The following is a 19,051-nucleotide window of genomic DNA, read 5'->3' on the forward strand; positions in this document are numbered from 1 at the left end:
TGAGAGGGCTCGCGATCCGGGCGTGTGCGAGCCTAGCCTCGCGGCTCGGGGGAGTGGAGCCTGACCAAGAACCGGTCGGCGCCGCGGGGGACCGTGCGGCTGCTTGCGCGCGAGACGACCACCATGACGGCGAACGCGAGCGGCACCGTCCACGCAGCGGGCTGCGCGCAGGCGGCCGCGACGACCGACTCCTTGGCCTCCGGTCCGAGCGCCCCCGCGGCGATGGCCCCGGAGGCCACGAGCGCGCCGCCGCAAGCGAGTGCACCCGTGACCATGCCCGCAACGGCCCCCGCCGGCGTGAGCCTCCGCCACCAGATACCCAGGACGAGCAGGGGGCAGATGGTCGAGGCCGTGAACGCGAAGACGAGCCCGACGCTCCCGGCGAGCGCCTGCGGGCTCACCCAGAAGGCGGTGGCGAGGGGCACGACGGCGGCCAGGGCCGCCGCCGTGCGGAACCCGCGCACGCTGCCGCCGAAGAGCTCTTGGCTGATCACGCCCGAGACCGACACGAGCAGGCCGGACGTCGTCGAGAGGAACGCGGCCATGGCTCCTGCGAGGACGAGGGCCGAGAGCGCCGTCCCGAGCGGCCCGGCCAGGAGGCGCTCGGGCAGCAGGATCGCGAGGGCGTCGCCCTCGCTCGCGAGGTCCGGGGCGGCGAGGCGCCCCATGGCCCCGAACGTGGTGGGGAACAGGTAGAACACGGACAGCAGCCCGAGCACGATCACGGTGGTGCGCCGTGCCGTGCGGCCGTCGGGATTCGTGTAGAACCGCACGAGCACGTGCGGCAGCCCGAGGGTGCCGAAGAGCAGGGCGAGCAGGAGCGAGAAGGTGCGGTAGCCGCCGTCGGGCGTCGTGAGCGCGCCCGGTGCGGGAAGCGCCGCGTCCAGCCCCTCCGGGACCTCCGGGGCGCCGCGGCCGGCGAGCACCAGCACAAGGAAGACCGCCGGGATGGCGAGCGCCGCGAGCTTGAGCCAGAACTGAAACGCCTGAACGAACGTGATCGAGCGCATCCCACCGATCATGACGGCGCACACGACGACGGCGACCACAGCCGCCGAGCCGACCCAGCCCGGCAGTCCCGTGGTGATCCGCACGGCGAGCGCGGCCCCTTGGAGCTGGGGGATGATGTAGAGCCAGCCGATGAGCACGACCAGCACGCTCGTGGTGCGTCGCGCCGCGAGGGAGCCGAGCCGGGCGGCGGTGAAGTCAGGGACGGTGTACGCACCCGAGCGGCGCAGGGGAGCGGCGACGAACAGCAGCAGCATGAGGAACCCTGCGGTGTAACCCACGGGGTACCAGAGGGCGCCCGAGCCGCTGACCATGATGAGCCCTGCCACCCCGAGGAAGCTCGCGGCGGAGAGGTACTCACCGCCGATCGCGGACGCGTTCCACCAGGGCGGCACCGTGCGGGAGGCCACGTAGAAGTCGCTCGTCGTCCGGGAGATGCGCAGGCCGTAGAAGCCCACCAGGACTGTCGCGACCGCCACGACGCCGAGGGCCGTGAGCCCGATGGCGGGGCTCACGTGTGGTCCTCGAGGAGTTCGGCGTAGCGCTGCTCGTTGCGCGTGGCGGCCCGGAAGTAGGCGATCCCAGCGAGCAGTGCCGCCGGGTAGGGAAGCACCCCGATGAGGAGCCACTCGAGGGGCAGCCCGGGCAGCCACGGGAGGCTCCCGGCCAGCTGCGACACGGCCCACAGGGCGCCCACCGCGACGAGGAAGGCGCCGGCCGCGAGCGCCGCGAGCCGCAGTTGGGAGCGCATGAGCGAGCGCAGCACCACGCTGCCGATCTCGGACTGCTCGGCCACCTCGCGTGAGAGGGACGGGGCCTTGGGGGCGCGGGCCGCGCTCGAGAGCGGTGCGGTGACGCGGACGCGCTTGGTGCGGTCGATCCGGCGTTCGCCCTCGCCGAGGCCCGTCACGGTTCGAGGCCGATCACGGCAACGGGCGGATCCGGCGTGACGCGAGCCGCTCCCGGAGGCCCGGCAGGCACCTCCGGCTCACGGGGAGCTCGCTTCCTCCCGCCAGGACCGTGGGCTGGGTGCCGCCGAGCCGCAGCTGCTGCACCGCATCCATGGCCACGAGGAACGAGCGGTGGATGCGGACGAACCCGGAGGGGCCCCACTGCCGCTCGAGGTCCGTCAGCGGGACGCGCACGAGATACGAGCCCTCGGACGTGTGCAGACGGGCGTAGTCGCCCTGGGCCTGGACGAACGCGACGTCGTCGCGCCGGATCATGCGCGTCACGCCCGCCTGCTCGACCGTGATGACCTCGGGCGCCGCGTCCGCAGGGCCGCGCGCCCCCTCGCGCTGCTCGGCGATCCGGCCGATGCAGCGTTCGAGCCGCTGGGGCCGCACGGGCTTGAGCAGGTAGTCTGTGGCCGCCAGGTCGAAGGCCTCGAGCGCATGGTCCTCGTCCGCCGTGACGAAGACGACCGCCGGGGGCGCCGAGAACCGTGCGATCACCCTGGCGAGCTCGAGTCCGCTCAGGCCCGGCATGTGGATGTCGAGGAAGATCGCGTCAACGTCCTCGCGTTCGAGGGTCTTCAATGCGTCGGTCCCGGAGGTCGCGGTGTGGACGGCGCCGATGCGCTCGTCCTGGCCGAGGAGGTAGGAGAGCTCCTGCACGGCGGGCAGCTCGTCGTCGACGACGAGGGCGGTGATCATGCGCTTCAGTCTACTGGCGGGCGCACATCGTGCTGGGGCTGGGACTTGGGGATGCGCATCGTGATGAGCGTGCCCTGGCCCGGGGCGGTCTCGACGACGAGCCCGTGGTCGTCGCCGTAGACCTGCCTCAGCCGCGCGTCGACGTTGCGCAGGCCGACGTGGATTCCGCCAGCGTGCCCGGCCAGGACGTCGCGCAGGCGCTCGGGGTCCATCCCGGCGCCGTCGTCCTCGATCCTCACCACCGCCTCGTGCGGGGTGTCCTCGGCCGTGATGCTGATGTGCCCTACGCCCTCGCGGGCCTCGAGGCCGTGTCGCACGGCGTTCTCGACGAGCGGCTGGAGGCTCAGGAAGGGGATGAGGATGCCGAGCACCTCGGGCGCGATGCGCAGGCTCACCTGAAGCCGCTCACCGAACCGCGCCCGCTCGAGGAGCAGGTACTGGTCGATGCTGCGCAGCTCTTCCGCAAGGGTCGTGAAGTCGCCATGCCTCCGGAATGAGTACCTCGTGAAGTCGGCGAACTCCACCACGAGCTCCCGTGCGCGCGCCGGATCGGTGAGGATGTAGGAGGCGATCGCGTTGAGCGAGTTGTAGATGAAGTGCGGGCTGATCTGGGCCCGCAGCGCCCTGACCTCGGCCTCCATGAGAAGGGTGCGGGACCTGTCGAGCTCGGCGAGTTCGGCCTGGGTCGCCACCCAGTCGGCTACCTCGCCCGCCGCCCGCACGAGGCCCACCCCGGTCGACGGCGTGAACGCCACCACGGTGCCGATGACCCGTCCGCCCGCGCGGACGGGAGCGATGACGGCCTCGCGCAGGCGGCATTCCGGCGCCGTGCACCCGGCGGCGTCGCAGTCCAGCTCGTCGTTGTGCGCAACCCGGGCACGGCCCTGGACGAGGGTCTTGGCCGCGAGGGCCATGACCGTGCCCGCGTGGGCCGCGCTCTCGCCGTCCCACGCGAGCAGCCGGGACGCGTCGGTGAGGGCGAGCGCGGGGGCGCCGAGCATGGACCGCAGGTGGTGGGCCGCCTTGGCGGCGCCCTCGGGCTCGAGCCCCTTGCGCAGGTACCTTCCGGCCTGCGCGGCCGAATGCAGGATCGTGTAGCTGGCCCGCTCGGCCTCACTGCCGAAGTCCCGCCGCGACCGCCACAGCCGCCAGGCCACGACGCCCACGGCGGCGCCCGCCGCGACCACGAGGATGAGCGCGGCGAACGTGAGGACGTCGGGGGCCATGCAGCAAGGCTAGCGGGAGGCGCTGGTCCCCGCGGACGCCGCCCGGCGCCGTCGGCCGCCGTGCGCGATTCACAGCGCGAAGCGGGCGCCGTTCGGCGTCGGCCGCCCGCCGTTCGGCGCACGCTGGCGGCCGCTGGGCGATACGGCCCGCGAGGCGCTGGTCCGGGGCGCCGCGGGCCGCGAGAGTGATGGACATCACTCATCCGCCGGGCGGGACGTCCGGCACGTTATGGAGGATCCATGGGCAACGACGCCTCCCGGGACGCGACGGCCGAGCCGGCCGCCCGCCCGGACTTCCAGCTGGTCCAAGCCAGCAGCGAGTTCCGTGAGCTGCGCAGGAGCCACCGCAGCTTCGTGTTCCCGATCGCCGGAGCGTTCCTGCTCTGGTACTTCCTGTACGTCCTGCTGGCCGACTACGCGCATGACTTCATGTCCATCAAGGTCTGGGGCAACATCAACCTCGGCCTCCTGCTCGGCCTGCTCCAGTTCGTGAGCACGTTCGGCATCACGGCCTGGTACGTGCGCCACGCCAACAAGAAGCTCGACCCGGCGGCGGAGGCGATCCGCAGCGAGATCGAGCACCACGACTTCGACCATGGCGCATCGGCCGGCACGGCATCCGCGAGCGCCGACTCCGACGGGAGCGCCCGATGAACCTCGCCTCCAACCTGCAGGACAGCTCATGGCTCAACATGGCGATCTTCGCCGTGTTCGTGGGCATCACCATCGTGATCGTGCTGCGCGCCAGCAAGACGAACAAGACCGCCGCGGACTACTACGCCGGCGGGCGCTCCTTCACCGGCGGCCAGAACGGGACCGCCATCGCGGGCGACTACCTCTCGGCGGCCTCGTTCCTCGGCATCACCGGCGCGATCGCCGTCAACGGCTACGACGGCTTCCTGTACTCGATCGGCTTCCTCGTCGCCTGGCTCGTCGCGCTCCTGCTCGTCGCCGAGCTCCTGCGCAACACCGGCAAGTTCACCATGGCGGACGTCCTCGCGTTCCGCCTCCGGGAGAAGCCGGTCCGCATCGCCGCGGCCATCTCGACCCTCGCGGTGTGCTTCTTCTACCTCCTGGCCCAGATGGCCGGCGCGGGCGGCCTCATCGCGCTCCTCCTCGGCATCTCCGACTGGGCAGGCCAGTCGGTCGTCATCACCGTGGTCGGCGCGCTCATGATCATGTACGTGCTCCTCGGCGGCATGAAGGGCACCACCTGGGTGCAGATCATCAAGGCGGTGCTGCTCATCATCGGCGCGTTCGCCATGACCATCTGGGTCCTGGCCCTCAACGGCTTCGACCTGTCCGCGCTCCTCGGGAAGGCCGCGGAGGCGGGCGGGACGAAACTCCTCAACCCCGGGCTCGCGTACGGCAAGAGCGACACCTCCAAGCTCGACTTCGTCTCCCTCGGCCTGGCCCTCGTGCTCGGCACGGCCGCCCTCCCGCACGTGCTCATGCGCTTCTATACCGTGCCGACGGCCAAGGAGGCCAGAAAGTCGGTCGTGTGGGCCATCTGGCTCATCGGAGCGTTCTACCTCTTCACCCTCGTCCTCGGCTACGGCGCGGCGGCGCTCATCGGCGCCGATGCGATCAAGGCCGCTCCCGGCGGGGTGAACTCGGCGGCCCCGCTGCTCGCGTTCGAGCTCGGCGGCCCGCTCCTCCTGGGCTTCATCTCCGCGGTCGCGTTCGCGACGATCCTCGCGGTCGTGGCCGGCCTGACCATCACGGCGGCGGCGTCCTTCGCCCACGACATCTACGCGAACGTCCTCGCCAAGGGCAAGACCACCCCGGCCTCCGAGGTCAAGGTGGCCCGCCGCACCGTCGTGGTGATCGGCATCTTCGCAATCATCGGCGGCATCTTCGCCAACGGCCAGAACGTCGCGTTCCTCGTGGCCCTCGCGTTCGCCGTGGCGGCCTCCGCCAACCTGCCCACGATCCTCTTCTCGCTCTTCTGGAAGAAGTTCACCACCAAGGGCGCGCTCTGGAGCATCTACGGCGGCCTCGCCTCCGCGGTCCTGCTCATCGCCTTCTCCCCGGTGGTCTCCGGTGCGAAGACCTCGATGATCCCGGGAGCGAACTTCGCATGGTTCCCGCTGAGCAACCCGGGCATCGTCTCGATCCCGCTCGCGTTCTTCCTCGGCTGGCTCGGCACCGTGCTGGACAAGCGCCGCGAGGATCCGGCCAAGCAGGCGGAGATGGAGGTCCGGTCGCTCACCGGCATCGGCGCCGAGAAGGCGGTGACGCACTGATCGGCCCGCACTAGACAGACCGCACCAGCGCTCTGAAGCACGACGGCGGGCGGCGGCTTCCCCATGGGGAGGTCGCCGCCCGCCGTCGTGCTTCGTGTCCGCGCTACGTGGGCGGTCGGGGACCCTTGGCGAGGAGGGGGTCCATCCTGAACGGTATGAGGTCGCCCATGGCGAGCGCGGTATCCGTCCGCTCGACCCCGTCCACGGCGAGGATCTTGCCGTTGATCCGGAACAGGTCCTCGGCGTCCACGGCAACGACCCTGAGGAGGAGGTCGGCGGTGCCGGTGAGGCCATGGCCCTCGAGCACCTCCGGGATCTCGGCGATGTGGCCGGTGATCTCGGCGAGCTTGCGCTGCTGGACGTGCACGGTGATGAATGCGAGGAGCGGGTAGCCCAGGGACGTGGGATTGATGCGCCTGTCGAACGTCAGGAAGGCGTTGCCCGTCTCGAGGCGTGCGAGCCGCGCCTGCACCGTGTTGCGGGAGAGCCCGAGCTCCTGGGCGAGCGCGACCACGGTCCGCCGGGGGTCCTTGGCGAGGGCCCGCAGGATGCGGGCATCGGTCGCGTCGACGACGTGCATGCTGCGCAGACTAGCACGGTCCGGAGCGGCCAATCTGGGCATCCTGACCACTTTCTCCGTGGTTGGTTGTACCCGGTGCGCCTTGTGAGTATGGTCACATTAACCCGGCGGCCCACAGGCCTCCCGAGATCAGAGAGGGATGCGAACCACAGTGTCCAGCTACCAGATGTTGACCGGCGACGACGGCTTGCCGATCCAGCTTCTCTCGCCCGAGGGCGAGCGCCGCCCCCATGAGCGCTACGACCGCCTCGTCGCCGACCTCGACCATGACGCCCTCGTGGGGCTCTACGAGGACATGGTGGTCGCCCGGCGCATCGACGCCGAAGGCACCGCCCTCCAGCGGCAGGGGCAGGTGGCCCTCTGGCCTCCGTTCCTGGGTCAGGAGGCCGCGCAGATCGGCTCGGCCCGCGCCACCCGTCCGGACGACTTCATCTTCGCCAGCTATCGCGAGATCGCGGTCGCGTACGCGCGCGGAATCCCCGCCGAAGACCTCATGAAGCAGTGGCGGGGCACCCAGAATGCCGGCTGGGATCCCTTCGAGTTCAACATGGCCCCCACCCAGGTGGTCATCGGCGCCCAGCCGCTGCACGCCGTCGGCTACGCGATGGGCGTCCAATTCGACGGCGCGGAGACCGCCGTCATCACATACTTCGGCGACGGCGCCACGAGCCAGGGCGACGTCAACGAGGCCATGGTCTTCGCTGCGAGCTACCAGGCACCCGTGGTGCTGTTCTGCCAGAACAACCACTGGGCCATCTCCGAGCCGGTGGGCCTTCAGGCGCACGTGCCGATCGGCCTCCGCGCCCCGGGCTTCGGGATCCCGAGCGTCCGCGTCGACGGGAACGACGTGCTCGCGTGCCTCGCCGTGACCCGCGAGGCCCTCGAGCATGCCCGCGAGGGCCACGGCCCCTCCTATATCGAGGCCGTCACCTACCGCATGGGCGCCCACACGACCGCGGACGATCCGACCCGCTACCGCGACGCGAATGAGCTCGAGGACTGGAGGGGACGCGACCCGATCTCGCGGTTCGAGGCCTACCTCATCCACGCGGACATCCTCGACGCCGCGCGGCGCGCGGCCGTCGCCGCGAAGGCCGACGCCGTGGCCGCCGAGCTCCGGGAGGCAACGATCCACATGCCCGATCCCGAGCCCGAGGAGCTGTTCGAGCACGTCTACGCGGGCTCCCACCCGATCCTGGAGCGGCAGCGCGACCAGTTCGGCCGCTACCACGCCGTCTTCGCCGACCACCCCGAATCGGTCGCCTACAGCGACTTCACGGAGGGAGCACGCTGATGTCCGAGATGACATTCTCCAAGGCGCTGAACGCCGGCCTGCGCAAGGCGATGGAGCGGGACCCCAAGGTCGTGCTCATGGGCGAGGACATCGGCCGGCTGGGCGGCGTGTTCCGCATCACCGACGGCCTCCAGAAGGATTTCGGCGCCCATCGCGTCATCGACACCCCGCTGGCCGAGTCGGGCATCATGGGCACGGCGATCGGCATGGCGTACCGCGGTTATCGGCCCGTCGTCGAGGTCCAGTTCGACGGGTTCGTGTACCCCGCGTTCGACCAGATCGTGGCGCAGGTGGCCAAGCTCCACTACCGCTCCCGCGGCACGGTGAAGGTGCCGATCACGCTCCGGCTGCCCTTCGGCGGCGGCATCGGCTCGCCCGAGCACCACTCGGAGTCGCCCGAGGCGTACTTCGCCCACACGGCGGGCCTGCGCGTCGTCGCGCCGTCGAACCCGCAGGACGCGTACACCATGATCCAGGAGGCCATCGCGTGCGACGACCCCGTGGTGTTCCTCGAGCCGAAGCGCCGGTACCACGACAAGGGCCAGGTCGATGAGGCCCTCGCGGACAGCATCGGCGGGCTGGGCCTGGGCTCCTCACGCGTTGCCGTGGAGGGCACGGACGTCACGCTCGTGGCCTACGGGCCGATGGTCAAGACGTGCCTCGACGTCGCGGTGGCGGCGGAGGACGAGGGCGTCTCGGTCGAGGTCATCGACCTGCGGTCCCTTTCCCCGGTGGACTACGGGCCGCTCGAGGCCTCGGTACGCAAGACCGGCCGGCTCGTGATCGCGCACGAGGCATCCCGGACGCTCGGGCTCGGCGCCGAGCTCGCCGCCGAGATCACGGAACGCTGCTTCTACCACCTCGAGCACGCGCCCGTCCGTGTCACGGGCTACGACATCCCGTACCCGCCCTCGAAGCTCGAGTTCTACCACCTGCCCGATCTGGACAGGATCCTCGACGGCGTGGACCGCGTGATGGACCGCCCCAACTCGCTCAGCGGAATGGAGGACGACGCATGAGCGCGGCTGCCGCAGACCCCACGCCGGGCACCGCGACCCGCGCGTTCCTCCTGCCCGACCTCGGCGAGGGCCTGACCGAGTCTGAGATCGTCGCCTGGCGCGTCGCCGTGGGCGACACGGTCGCCCTCAATCAGGTCATCGGCGAGGTCGAGACTGCCAAGGCAGTCGTGGAGCTCCCGAGCCCCCACGCGGGCAAGGTCACCGCGCTGCTCGTCGCGCCGGGGGACGTGGTCGCCGTGGGCGCGCCGATCGCGGAGTTCGAGGTGGCGGCCGACGCCGGCCGCGCACCTTCTGCAGTCGGCTCGCCGAAACGCGAGGCAACCCTCGTGGGGTATGGTGCGATGCCCGAGACCGGCGCGCGGCCGGCGCGCCGGGCGCGGCGACTCACGGTGGTCGAGCAGGGCGCCGCGCCGGTGGTCGAACGCAGCGAAGCGGACCGCACACCCGCCGCCAAGCCGACCCCCGCCCCCGCACCTGAACGCCCCCGCTCGACGCCGCCGGTCCGCAAGCTCGCAAAGGACCTCGGCGTGGACCTCGTCTCGCTGACGGGCTCGGGGGCCCGGGGCCTCATCACGCGGGACGACGTGCTCGCGTCGATCGGCACCCGCTCCGCCCCCCACGAGGCGACCCCGGCGGAAGGCGAGCCGGCCGCGGTGGCGGGCGGCGGCGTCGTGCGCGAGACACGCACCCCGATCAAGGGCGTCCGCAAGCACACGGCGGCGGCCATGGTGGCCAGCGCGTTCACGGCGCCGCACGCGAGCGAGTTCCTGACGGTGGACGTGACGCCGGCGATGGAGCTCCTCGGCAGGCTGAAGGCGGGCCGCGCCTTCGCGGGGCTCAAGGTCACCCCTTTGACGCTCGTGGCGAAGGCGCTGCTCATCGCCCTCACGCACAACCCGACGCTCAACTCGCACTGGGACGAGGACGCGCAGGAAATCGTGCAGTACCACTACGTGAACCTCGGCATCGCGGCCGCGACGCCGCGGGGGCTCGTCGTGCCCAACGTCAAGGACGCGCAGGCGCTCTCGCTCGCGGACCTGGCTGGGGCGATCGCGGAGCTCGCGCAGACCGCGAAGGACGGGCACACGGGACCGGCCGATCTGGCCGGCGGCACCATCTCGATCACGAACATCGGCGTGTTCGGGATCGATGCCGGAACCCCGATCCTCAACCCGGGGGAGGCCGCGATCCTCGCGATGGGCCAGGTCCGGCGGCTCCCGTGGGAGCACGAGGGGGAGATCGCGCTGAGGCAGGTCATGACGCTCTCGCTCTCGTTCGACCACCGTCTGGTGGACGGCGAGCAGGCATCCCGGTTCCTCGCGGACGTGGGGGCCATCCTGGCCGACCCGGGCATGGTCCTGACGATGGTCTGAGCCGCCGGGGACCCCGCAACGCCGTCCCAGAGACCCCGCAACGAGGCACTTCCGTTGCGGGGTCTCTAACGCCTGCGGTGTCTGGCACCTGGTGGTGCGGTCAGGCCGGGGCGGTGAGGGCCGCGATCGCCATCGTGGTGAGGGTCCGCCGCGCGGACGACGTCGCGACGCGGCCCCCGTGCCGGCGCACCGAGTGCGGCGTCGAGTTGATGAGGCCGAACACCGCCTGCGCCCGCAGGCGCAGCTCCGCCGCGCCCACGCCGGGGTGGAGATGCCGCAGCGTCTCCACCCAGACGTCCACATAGGCCAGCTGGAGGGCGCGCACGCGCTCGCGGTCCTGGCCGGCGAGCGAGGGGAAGTCGCGGTCCTGGACACGGATCACGTCGGGCTGGCCGAGGGCGAAGTCGACGTGGAAGTCCACGAGCGCGCGCAGGCGGGCGCCGGCGTCGTGCTCGGCGGCCGCCACCCGCTGGCCGCCCGCCAGCAGCTCCTCGCTCACCCCGACGAGCAGGGCGCCCAGCACGGCCTGCTTTCCGCGGAAGTGCCGGTAGATCGCCGGCCCGCTCACGCCGGCGGCCGCGCCGAGGTCTTCGAGGGACGCCCCGGGGAATCCCTGCGCCGCGAACAGGCCCGCGGCGGCGTCGAGGATCGCCTGCCGGCGCTCGGCCTTGGCCTGGAGGCGGGGGCTGGATGGCTCGCTCATGTCCCTCCCGTGCTGGACATCACAGTTAATACACATTAACTTAGAACTCAGTTAGCCGTCACTAACTGAGCCATCATTGACCGGAGGATCGATGGAGACCCTGACCAGCCGGATCGACCCGGCCGGACCCGCGTTCGCCGAGAACGAGGCCGCCCAGCGCGCCCTTGCTGCGGACCTGCGCGAGCGCCTCGCCACAGCGGCGCTCGGCGGGCCCGAGCGCTCCCGCGAACGGCACGTGGCCCGCGGCAAGCTGCTCCCGCGCGAGCGCATCGACGTCCTCCTCGACGAGGGCTCCCCGTTCCTGGAGATCTCGCCGCTCGCGGCGGACGGGATGTACGACGGCGAGTGCCCGGCGGCGGGGGTGATCGCCGGCATCGGCCTCGTCCACGGCCGCCACGTGATGGTCGTCTCGAACGACGCGACGGTCAAGGGCGGCACGTACTACCCGATGACGGTCAAGAAGCACCTCCGGGCGCAGGAGATCGCGCTCGAGAACCGACTGCCGTGCGTCTACCTCGTGGACTCGGGCGGGGCGTTCCTGCCCAAGCAGGACGAGGTGTTCCCGGACCGCGAGCACTTCGGCCGCATCTTCTACAACCAGGCACGCCTCTCCGCGGCCAAGATCCCGCAGCTCGCCGCGGTCCTCGGCTCGTGCACGGCCGGCGGCGCGTACGTCCCGGCGATGAGCGACGAGACGGTGATCGTGAAGGACCAGGGCACGATCTTCCTCGGCGGCCCGCCACTCGTGAAGGCAGCGATCGGCGAGATCGTCACGGCGGAGGAGCTCGGCGGGGGCGACGTCCACGCGAAGATCTCAGGCGTCGCGGACCACCTCGCGGACAACGACGAGCACGCGCTCGAGATCGTCCGCAGCATCGTCGAGACCCTTCCGCCGCCCTTCGCGGCACCGTGGGAGGTGCGCGCCGCCGTCGAGCCCAAGGCGGACCAGACCGAGCTCTACGGGGCCGTCCCGACGGACGTGAACGCGAAGTACGACGTGCACGAGGTGATCGCCCGGCTCGTGGACGGCAGCGGGTTCCACGAGTTCAAGAAGGACTACGGCTCCACGCTCGTCACGGGCTTCGCGCACATCGACGGCCACCCCGTGGGGATCGTCGCGAACAACGGCGTCCTGTTCTCGGAGTCGGCCATGAAGGGCGCCCACTTCATCGAGCTGTGCGACCAGCGCGGCATCCCGCTGCTGTTCCTGCAGAACATCTCGGGCTTCATGGTGGGCCGCGACTACGAGCACGGCGGCATCGCCAAGCACGGGGCCAAGATGGTCACGGCCGTCGCGACCACCCGGGTCCCCAAGCTCACGGTGGTGATCGGCGGGTCGTTCGGGGCCGGCAACTACTCGATGTGCGGGCGCGCCTACTCGCCCCGGTTCCTGTGGATGTGGCCCGCGAGCCGCATCTCGGTCATGGGCGGTAACCAGGCGGCGTCGGTCCTCGCGACCGTCAAGCGGGACCAGCTCGAAGCCCGCGGTGAGCACTGGGCTGCCGCGGACGAGGAAGCCTTCAAGGCCCCCATCAGGGCCCAGTACGAGACCCAGGGCAGCCCCTACTACTCGACCGCCCGGCTCTGGGACGACGGGGTGATCGACCCTGCCGACACGCGCCGCGTCCTCGGCATGGCCCTCGCCGTCGTCGCCCAGAGCCCCCTGCCGGAGACGTCCTTCGGCGTCTTCAGGATGTGAGCACCGTGACCCCCTTCACGAAAGTCCTCGTGGCGAACCGCGGCGAGATCGCGTGCCGCGTGATCCGGACCCTGCGCCGCCTCGGCATCGCGTCCGTGGCCGTCTACAGCGATGCCGACGCCGGCGCGCGCCACGTGCGCGAGGCCGACGAGGCGGTCCGCATAGGTCCGGCGGCCGCGGCCCAGAGCTACCTGAGCATCCCCGCGATCGTTGAGGCGGCCCGTGCCACGGGCGCCCAAGCCGTCCATCCCGGCTACGGCTTCCTCAGCGAGAACGCAGACCTGGCCCGCGCGCTCGCGGAGGCCGGCGTCGTGTTCGTGGGCCCCGGTGCCGAGGCGCTCGCCGTCATGGGGGACAAGATCCGCGCGAAGAACCATGTCAAGGGATACGGCGTGCCCGTCATCCCGGGCGTCTCCGAGCCGGGACTCAGCGACGAGCAGCTCATCGCGAAGGCCGACGGCGTGGGTTACCCGATGCTCATCAAGCCCTCCGCGGGCGGCGGCGGCAAGGGCATGCAGGTGGTCGAGACCGCGGCGGACCTCCCCGCGGCGCTCACGACGGCGCGCCGCGTCGCCACGGCGGCGTTCGGCGACGGCACCCTTCTCATCGAGCGGCTCGTCCGCGCGCCCCGGCACATCGAGGTCCAGGTCCTCGCCGACACCCATGGCACCACGATCCATCTCGGCGAGCGCGAGTGCTCCCTCCAGCGCCGCCACCAGAAGGTCATCGAGGAGGCCCCCTCCCCGCTGTTCGACACGGAGCGCGGCACGGCGTCGGATTCTGGGAGGCGCGCCCGCATCGGTGCGGCCGCGTGCGACGCCGCGCGGTCCGTCGGGTACGTCGGCGCCGGCACGGTCGAGTTCCTCGTCTCCGACGAGGCCCCGGACGAGTTCTTCTTCATGGAGATGAACACGCGCCTCCAGGTCGAGCATCCGGTCACCGAGATGGTCACGGGGATCGACCTCGTCGAGCAGCAGCTGCGTGTCGCCGCCGGCGAGCCGCTCGCGGTGCGGCAGGAGGACATCCGGCTCGACGGCCACGCCGTCGAGGCCCGCGTCTACGCCGAGGTGCCCGCGCGCGGCTTCCTGCCCGCGACCGGCACCGTCGAGCTGCTGCGCGAGCCCGCGGGGGAGCATGTGCGCGTGGACAGCTCGCTCGAGCCGGGCCTCGCGATCGGCTCGGACTACGACCCCATGCTGTCCAAGTGCATCGCGTGGGGCCGCGACCGGGCCGAGGCGCTCGCCGCCCTCGACTCGGCGCTCGCCGGCTACACGGTGCTCGGCGTCGCCACGAACATCGAGTACCTGCGCCTGCTCCTCGCGGACCCGGACGTGCAGGCCGGCCACCTCGACACGACCCTCATCGAACGCCGCCTCGGCGGCCTGGGGTTTCGGGAGCCCGGCGAGGCCGAGTACGCGGCCGCGGCCCTGCTCGCCCTCGCCGGCCCCGAGCTCAGGGACGTGCCGGCCGCGACGCACGACAGCGCGGGCTCGCCCCGCGCGTCCGGCGCGCCGGCACCGGGATTGGCCGCCTTGCCCGCGCCAGGGCCGGGCCCGTGGGACCTCGACGGGTGGCGCCTCGGGGCGCCCGCCGCGCGTCGCGTCACGCTCGGAACGCCGGACGGCGGCGTCGCGACGGTGCACGTGCACGGCGCACCCCAGAGCGCTCGCCTCAGCGTCGATTTCGCCGGCCACCGGGCAGCCGAGCTCGCAGCGAGCCTCCAGACCGAGGCAGCGAACGCCGTCGTGCTCACGCTCGATGACGGCGGCAGCCCGCAGCGGCACCGCTACACGGGGGCGGTCACGACGGGCCCGGCGGGGGAGCGGACCGTGCACCTCGGCGACGGCGGCTGGTCGGTTGCGCTGCGCGTGCTGAGCCGCGCCGAGCGGCTCGAGCGGATCCGGGCCGCCGTCCACCGCCACGAGGGCGAGGCAGACCCCGAGGTGCGCACCCCGATGCCCGGAACGGTGGTCTCCGTCGCGGTCGAGCACGGCCAGCAGGTCGCAGAGGGCCAGCCCCTGGTGTCCGTCGAGGCGATGAAGATGGAGCACCAGCTCGTCGCCTCCCTCCCCGGCACCGTCCAGGTGCACGTCGCCCCCGGTGCCCTGGTCAAGGCCGATCAGGTCGTCGCCACCGTGATCCCCCACGACACACCCCAGGAACAGGACTGAAAACCATGGACTTCCAGCTCACCGACGAATACCAGGAGCTCTCCGACACGGTGCGGGAGTTCGCCGATGAGGTCGTGGCGCCCGTGTCCGCGAAGCACGACGAGGAGCACAGCTTCCCCTACGAGGTCATCGCCCAGATGGGCGAGATGGGCCTGTTCGGCCTCCCCTTCCCCGAGGAGTACGGCGGCATGGGCGGGGACTACTTCGCGCTTGCGCTCGCCCTCGAGCAGCTCGGCCGCGTGGACCAGTCCGTCGCGATCACGCTCGAGGCCGGCGTCTCCCTCGGCGCCATGCCGATCCACCGCTTCGGCACCGACGCCCAGAAGGAGGAGTTCCTGCCGGACCTCGCCGCGGGGAGGGCCCTCGCGGGATTCGGACTGACCGAGCCCGAGGCGGGCTCAGACGCGGGCGGGACGAAGACGGCCGCTCGCCTCGAGCAGGGGCCCGACGGCGGCGAGTGGGTCATCAACGGCTCGAAGGAGTTCATCACGAACTCCGGCACGGACATCACGAAGTTCGTGACGGTCACCGCGGTCACGGGCGCGGAGGAACGGCCGGACGGGACCACGCGCAAGGAGATCTCCACGATCATCGTCCCCTCCGGGACGCCCGGATTCCGGGCAGAGAAGGCCTACAACAAGGTGGGCTGGAACGCCTCGGACACCCACCCTCTCTCCTTCAAGGACGCCCGGGTCCCCGAGGCGAACCTGCTCGGCGTCCGCGGGCGCGGGTACGCCAACTTCCTCTCGATCCTCGACGAGGGCCGGATCGCGATCGCCGCCCTGGGCACGGGCGCCGCGCAGGGCTGCGTGGACCTCTCGGTCAACTACGCGAAGGAGCGCACCGCGTTCGGGACGAACATCGGCAAGTACCAGGCGATCCAGTTCAAGATCGCCCGCATGCAGGCCCGCGCGCACACCGCCCGGCTCGCGTACTACGACGCGGCGGCGCGGATGCTCGCGGGCAAGCCGTTCAAGACTCAGGCCGCGATTGCCAAGATGGTGGCGGGCGAGGCCGCGATGGACAACGCGCGCGACGCGACGCAGGTCTTCGGCGGGTACGGGTTCATCAACGAGTCCACCGTGGCGCGGCACTACCGCGACTCGAAGATCCTCGAGGTCGGCGAGGGCACCACTGAGGTGCAGCTCATGCTGATCGCCCGCGAGCTGGGGCTGTAGCGTAGGCCACACAGGGCCAGACTTCCGACGCCGGATTCCAAGGAGGGTCACGTGATCGACAAAGTGGTGGCGAGCGCCGAGGAGGCGGTCGCGGACATCGGGGACGGCGCGTCGCTCGCCGTCGGCGGATTCGGGCTGTGCGGCATCCCTGTGGCGCTCATCGACGCGCTCCACGCCCAGGGCACGAGGGACCTCACCACGATCAGCAACAACTGCGGCGTGGACGACTGGGGCCTCGGCATTCTCCTCTCGGACGGCCGCATCGCCCGCACTATCAGCTCCTACGTGGGTGAGAACAAGGAGTTCGCGCGGCAGTTCCTCGCCGGCGAGCTCGAGGTCGTCCTCACCCCGCAGGGCACGCTCGCGGAGAAGCTCCGGGCCGGCGGCGCCGGCATCCCCGCGTTCTACACGGCGGCCGGAGTGGGCACGCTGGTCGCCGAAGGCGGCCTGCCGCAGAAGTACGACGCCGAAGGGAACGTTGCGCTCGCGTCCTCGCCGAAGGAGGTGCGCACCTTCAACGGCGCCGAGTTCGTCCTCGAGGAGTCGCTGACCCCCGACTTCGCACTCGTGCACGCCCAGAAGGGCGACCGCCACGGGAACCTCGTGTTCCACGCCACCGCCATGAACTTCAATCCGCTCTGCGCGATGGCGGGCAGGGTCACGGTCGCCGAGGTCGAGGAGCTCGTGGATCCCGGCGAGCTCGACCCGGAGAACATCGACCTGCCGGGCATCTTCGTCCAGCGCGTGGTCCACGTGCCGGCGGGCGGCCCGCACAGCGAGAAGAGGATCGAGAAGAGGACCGTGCAGACCCCCGCGCAGACCACCGAGGGGGCCTCCTGATGCCCTGGACCCGCAACGAGCTCGCCGCCCGCGTGGCCAAGGAGCTCACGAACGGACAGTACGTCAACCTCGGGATCGGCATGCCGACCCTCATCCCGAACTACATCCCCGACGGCGTCGAGGTGGTGCTCCATTCCGAGAACGGCATCCTCGGTACCGGCCCGTACCCGCGCGACGAGGACGTGGACCCAGACCTCATCAACGCGGGCAAGGAGACCGTGACTGTCAACAAGGGCGCCGCGTTCTTCGACTCCGCGACGTCCTTCGGCATGGTCCGCGGCGGCCATGTGGACGTCGCCGTGCTGGGGGCCATGCAGGTCTCACGGGCCGGTGACCTGGCCAACTGGATGATCCCGGGCAAGATGGTCAAGGGCATGGGAGGGGCCATGGACCTCGTCTTCGGCGCCAAGCGGCTCATCGTCATGATGGAGCACACGGACAAGAACGGGAACCCGAAGATCCTGCCCGAGTGCACGCTCCCGCTCACCGGCCGGGGCTGCGTGGACCGGATCATCACGGATCTCGCCGTCATCGACATCGTCCGCAGCACCGACGGCGACATCGTGGGTGCGGGCATGGAGCCGGGCACCGGCCCCGTCCTCGTGCTGCGCGAGCTCGCCCCTGGCGTCACCGAGGAGCAGGTCGTCGCGGCCACCGCAGCCGAGCTCGAGGTTGAGATCCATGACAACGAGCCCTGAGCCGCGCGCACGGGAGGACGACGGCGCGGAGCCGCTGCGCGCCGTCGTCCAGCGGGGCCTGTACTACGACGAGCTCGAGGAGGGCGTGGTCTACGCCGCGAGGCCGGGCCGCACCGTGACCGAGGCGGACAATGTCCTGTTCACGACCCTCACGATGAACACCCAGGCGCTGCACCTCGACGCGGCGTGGAGCGCCGGCCAGCCGTTCGGGCAGCGCCTCGTGAATTCGATGTTCACGCTGTCCACGATGGTGGGGCAGTCCGTCGCGCAGCTCACGCAGGGCACGATCGTGGCACAGCTGGGACTCACCGACGTCTCGTTCCCGCACCCGCTGTTCCACGGGGATACGCTCTACACGGAGACCATCGTCGTGGAGAAGCGGCTCTCGGCCTCGCGCCCCGGCCAGGGGATCGTCACGTTCGAGCACACAGGGCGCAACCAGGACGGAACCGTCGTGGCGCGGGCCCGCCGCTCGTGCCTCATGTGGACCAAGGAAGCGCACACCCAGTGACTGAATTCGCCCCGCCGGCCCGGCCTGCCCCCTTCGCCATGGGCCCCGCCCTCCTGTTCTGCCCCGCCGACCGCCCCGAGCGCTTCGCCAAGGCGGCCGACCGTGCGGACGCCGTGATCCTCGACCTCGAGGACGCCGTCGCGCCGGACGCCAAGGCGGACGCGCGGCGCAACCTCGCCGAGACGCCGCTCGACCCGGAGCGGACCATCGTGCGGGTCAACTCCGCTGATTCGGCGCACTTCGAGGCCGACCTCGAGGCGCTCGAGGCCACGCCGTACCGCACGGTCATGCTCGCCAAGGCCGAGTCGGCCGACCAGCTGTCCCTCCTGCGCGCCTACCGCGTCCTCGCGCTGTGCGAGACCGCCGCTGGCGTCCTCGCGGCGCCGTCGATCGCCGCGCAGCCCAATACCGTCGCGCTCATGTGGGGCGCCGAGGACCTCGTGGCCTCCCTCGGCGGGACCTCCAGCCGGGCGGACGACGGCGCGTACCGGGCCGTCGCCCTCCACGCGCGCTCCGCTGTGCTGCTCGCCGCCGGGGCCTACGGCAAGGCGGCCGTCGACGCGGTGTACACGGACATCCCCGACCTCGGCGGGCTCGCGGCCGAGTCGGCGGACGCGGTCGCGTCCGGCTTCGCCGCCAAGGCCTGCATCCACCCGAGCCAAGTGGCCGCGGTACGGGCCGCCTACGCGCCGTCGGACGAGGCCGTCGCGGCCGCGCGGGCGCTCCTCGCGGCCGCCGAGGCCGCGGGGACCGGCGTGTTCCAGTACGAGGGCAAGATGATCGACGGGCCGATCCTGCGCCATGCCGAGGCGGTGCTGCGCCGGGCGGGCGCCTAACTCTCCGTGTGCGC

Annotated in this window: 18 protein-coding genes; 12 read left to right on the forward strand and 6 right to left on the reverse strand. The window is 71.5% G+C overall.

The annotated features are described in order from the left end of the window. Positions 1-32: 32 nt before the first annotated feature. From SCMU_RS07630 to SCMU_RS07645, 4 genes are read right to left on the reverse strand one after another with little or no spacing between them, the layout of a single operon-like run. Positions 33-1,523 carry a sodium/solute symporter gene (locus tag SCMU_RS07630; protein WP_229232415.1) on the reverse strand — a complete coding sequence of 497 codons (1,491 nt, stop codon included), beginning with the start codon at positions 1,521-1,523 and terminating at the stop codon, positions 33-35. Then, positions 1,520-1,918 (reverse strand): hypothetical protein, encoded by a 399-nt coding sequence (locus tag SCMU_RS07635; protein WP_229232416.1) that lies wholly within the window; start codon positions 1,916-1,918, stop codon positions 1,520-1,522. The genes SCMU_RS07630 and SCMU_RS07635 overlap by 4 nt, the downstream gene beginning before the upstream one ends. Positions 1,919-1,931: 13 nt before the next feature. Next, a complete protein-coding gene (locus SCMU_RS07640) occupies positions 1,932-2,663 on the reverse strand; it encodes a LytR/AlgR family response regulator transcription factor (protein WP_229232417.1) in 732 nt (243 codons plus the stop codon). A gap of 5 nt (positions 2,664-2,668) precedes the next feature. Then, on the reverse strand, positions 2,669-3,889 hold the full coding sequence (locus SCMU_RS07645; RefSeq protein ID WP_229232418.1) for a sensor histidine kinase: 1,221 nt from the start codon (positions 3,887-3,889) through the stop codon (positions 2,669-2,671). 240 nt (positions 3,890-4,129) lie between these two features. Here SCMU_RS07645 and SCMU_RS07650 point away from each other — a divergent pair, with 240 nt between their 5' ends. Then, positions 4,130-4,543 (forward strand): DUF485 domain-containing protein, encoded by a 414-nt coding sequence (locus tag SCMU_RS07650; protein ID WP_229232419.1) that lies wholly within the window; start codon positions 4,130-4,132, stop codon positions 4,541-4,543. Further along, entirely contained in the window at positions 4,540-6,135 is a 1,596-nt protein-coding gene (locus SCMU_RS07655) for a monocarboxylic acid transporter (RefSeq protein WP_229232420.1), read from the forward strand. The genes SCMU_RS07650 and SCMU_RS07655 overlap by 4 nt, the downstream gene beginning before the upstream one ends. A gap of 103 nt (positions 6,136-6,238) precedes the next feature. Here SCMU_RS07655 and SCMU_RS07660 read toward each other — a convergent pair whose 3' ends face one another. After that, positions 6,239-6,715 (reverse strand): Lrp/AsnC family transcriptional regulator, encoded by a 477-nt coding sequence (locus SCMU_RS07660; RefSeq protein ID WP_229232421.1) that lies wholly within the window; start codon positions 6,713-6,715, stop codon positions 6,239-6,241. A 166-nt stretch (positions 6,716-6,881) separates the two neighbouring features. Here SCMU_RS07660 and pdhA point away from each other — a divergent pair, with 166 nt between their 5' ends. The 3 genes from pdhA to SCMU_RS07675 are packed head-to-tail and all read left to right on the forward strand — an operon-like array spanning position 6,882 to position 10,401. Next, positions 6,882-8,009, forward strand: coding sequence for a pyruvate dehydrogenase (acetyl-transferring) E1 component subunit alpha (gene pdhA / locus SCMU_RS07665; RefSeq protein ID WP_229232960.1), 1,128 nt, complete (start codon positions 6,882-6,884; stop codon positions 8,007-8,009). Continuing rightward, entirely contained in the window at positions 8,009-9,028 is a 1,020-nt protein-coding gene (locus tag SCMU_RS07670; RefSeq protein ID WP_229232422.1) for an alpha-ketoacid dehydrogenase subunit beta, read from the forward strand. The genes pdhA and SCMU_RS07670 overlap by 1 nt, the downstream gene beginning before the upstream one ends. Next, the gene (locus SCMU_RS07675; RefSeq protein WP_229232423.1) at positions 9,025-10,401 is read left to right on the forward strand and encodes a dihydrolipoamide acetyltransferase family protein; all 1,377 of its coding nucleotides are present in this window, start codon (positions 9,025-9,027) and stop codon (positions 10,399-10,401) included. Before SCMU_RS07670 ends, SCMU_RS07675 begins: the two co-directional genes overlap by 4 nt. Positions 10,402-10,501: 100 nt before the next feature. On the opposite strand, the gene SCMU_RS07680 is transcribed toward SCMU_RS07675, so the two are convergent. Further along, positions 10,502-11,104 carry an SACE_7040 family transcriptional regulator gene (locus tag SCMU_RS07680; protein ID WP_229232424.1) on the reverse strand — a complete coding sequence of 201 codons (603 nt, stop codon included), beginning with the start codon at positions 11,102-11,104 and terminating at the stop codon, positions 10,502-10,504. 91 nt (positions 11,105-11,195) lie between these two features. On the opposite strand from SCMU_RS07680, the gene SCMU_RS07685 reads away from it, so the two are divergent. Genes SCMU_RS07685 through SCMU_RS07715 form a run of 7 tightly spaced genes read left to right on the forward strand, consistent with a single transcriptional unit; the run spans position 11,196 to position 19,037 of the window. Beyond that, positions 11,196-12,803 carry a carboxyl transferase domain-containing protein gene (locus SCMU_RS07685; RefSeq protein WP_229232425.1) on the forward strand — a complete coding sequence of 536 codons (1,608 nt, stop codon included), beginning with the start codon at positions 11,196-11,198 and terminating at the stop codon, positions 12,801-12,803. Next, the gene (locus tag SCMU_RS07690) at positions 12,800-14,974 is read left to right on the forward strand and encodes an acetyl/propionyl/methylcrotonyl-CoA carboxylase subunit alpha (RefSeq protein ID WP_443020236.1); all 2,175 of its coding nucleotides are present in this window, start codon (positions 12,800-12,802) and stop codon (positions 14,972-14,974) included. The genes SCMU_RS07685 and SCMU_RS07690 overlap by 4 nt, the downstream gene beginning before the upstream one ends. A gap of 5 nt (positions 14,975-14,979) precedes the next feature. Then, positions 14,980-16,152 carry an acyl-CoA dehydrogenase family protein gene (locus SCMU_RS07695; RefSeq protein WP_229232427.1) on the forward strand — a complete coding sequence of 391 codons (1,173 nt, stop codon included), beginning with the start codon at positions 14,980-14,982 and terminating at the stop codon, positions 16,150-16,152. A gap of 51 nt (positions 16,153-16,203) precedes the next feature. Beyond that, the gene (locus SCMU_RS07700) at positions 16,204-16,992 is read left to right on the forward strand and encodes a CoA transferase subunit A (protein WP_443020237.1); all 789 of its coding nucleotides are present in this window, start codon (positions 16,204-16,206) and stop codon (positions 16,990-16,992) included. After that, the gene (locus SCMU_RS07705; protein ID WP_229232428.1) at positions 16,992-17,690 is read left to right on the forward strand and encodes a 3-oxoacid CoA-transferase subunit B; all 699 of its coding nucleotides are present in this window, start codon (positions 16,992-16,994) and stop codon (positions 17,688-17,690) included. Before SCMU_RS07700 ends, SCMU_RS07705 begins: the two co-directional genes overlap by 1 nt. Beyond that, positions 17,674-18,201 carry a MaoC family dehydratase gene (locus SCMU_RS07710; RefSeq protein WP_229232429.1) on the forward strand — a complete coding sequence of 176 codons (528 nt, stop codon included), beginning with the start codon at positions 17,674-17,676 and terminating at the stop codon, positions 18,199-18,201. Before SCMU_RS07705 ends, SCMU_RS07710 begins: the two co-directional genes overlap by 17 nt. A gap of 38 nt (positions 18,202-18,239) precedes the next feature. Next, positions 18,240-19,037 carry an HpcH/HpaI aldolase/citrate lyase family protein gene (locus tag SCMU_RS07715; protein ID WP_229232962.1) on the forward strand — a complete coding sequence of 266 codons (798 nt, stop codon included), beginning with the start codon at positions 18,240-18,242 and terminating at the stop codon, positions 19,035-19,037. The last annotated feature ends 14 nt before the right edge of the window (positions 19,038-19,051 follow it).

The sequence above is a fragment of the Sinomonas cyclohexanicum genome, assembly GCF_020886775.1.
Lineage (GTDB): Bacteria > Actinomycetota > Actinomycetes > Actinomycetales > Micrococcaceae > Sinomonas > Sinomonas cyclohexanicum.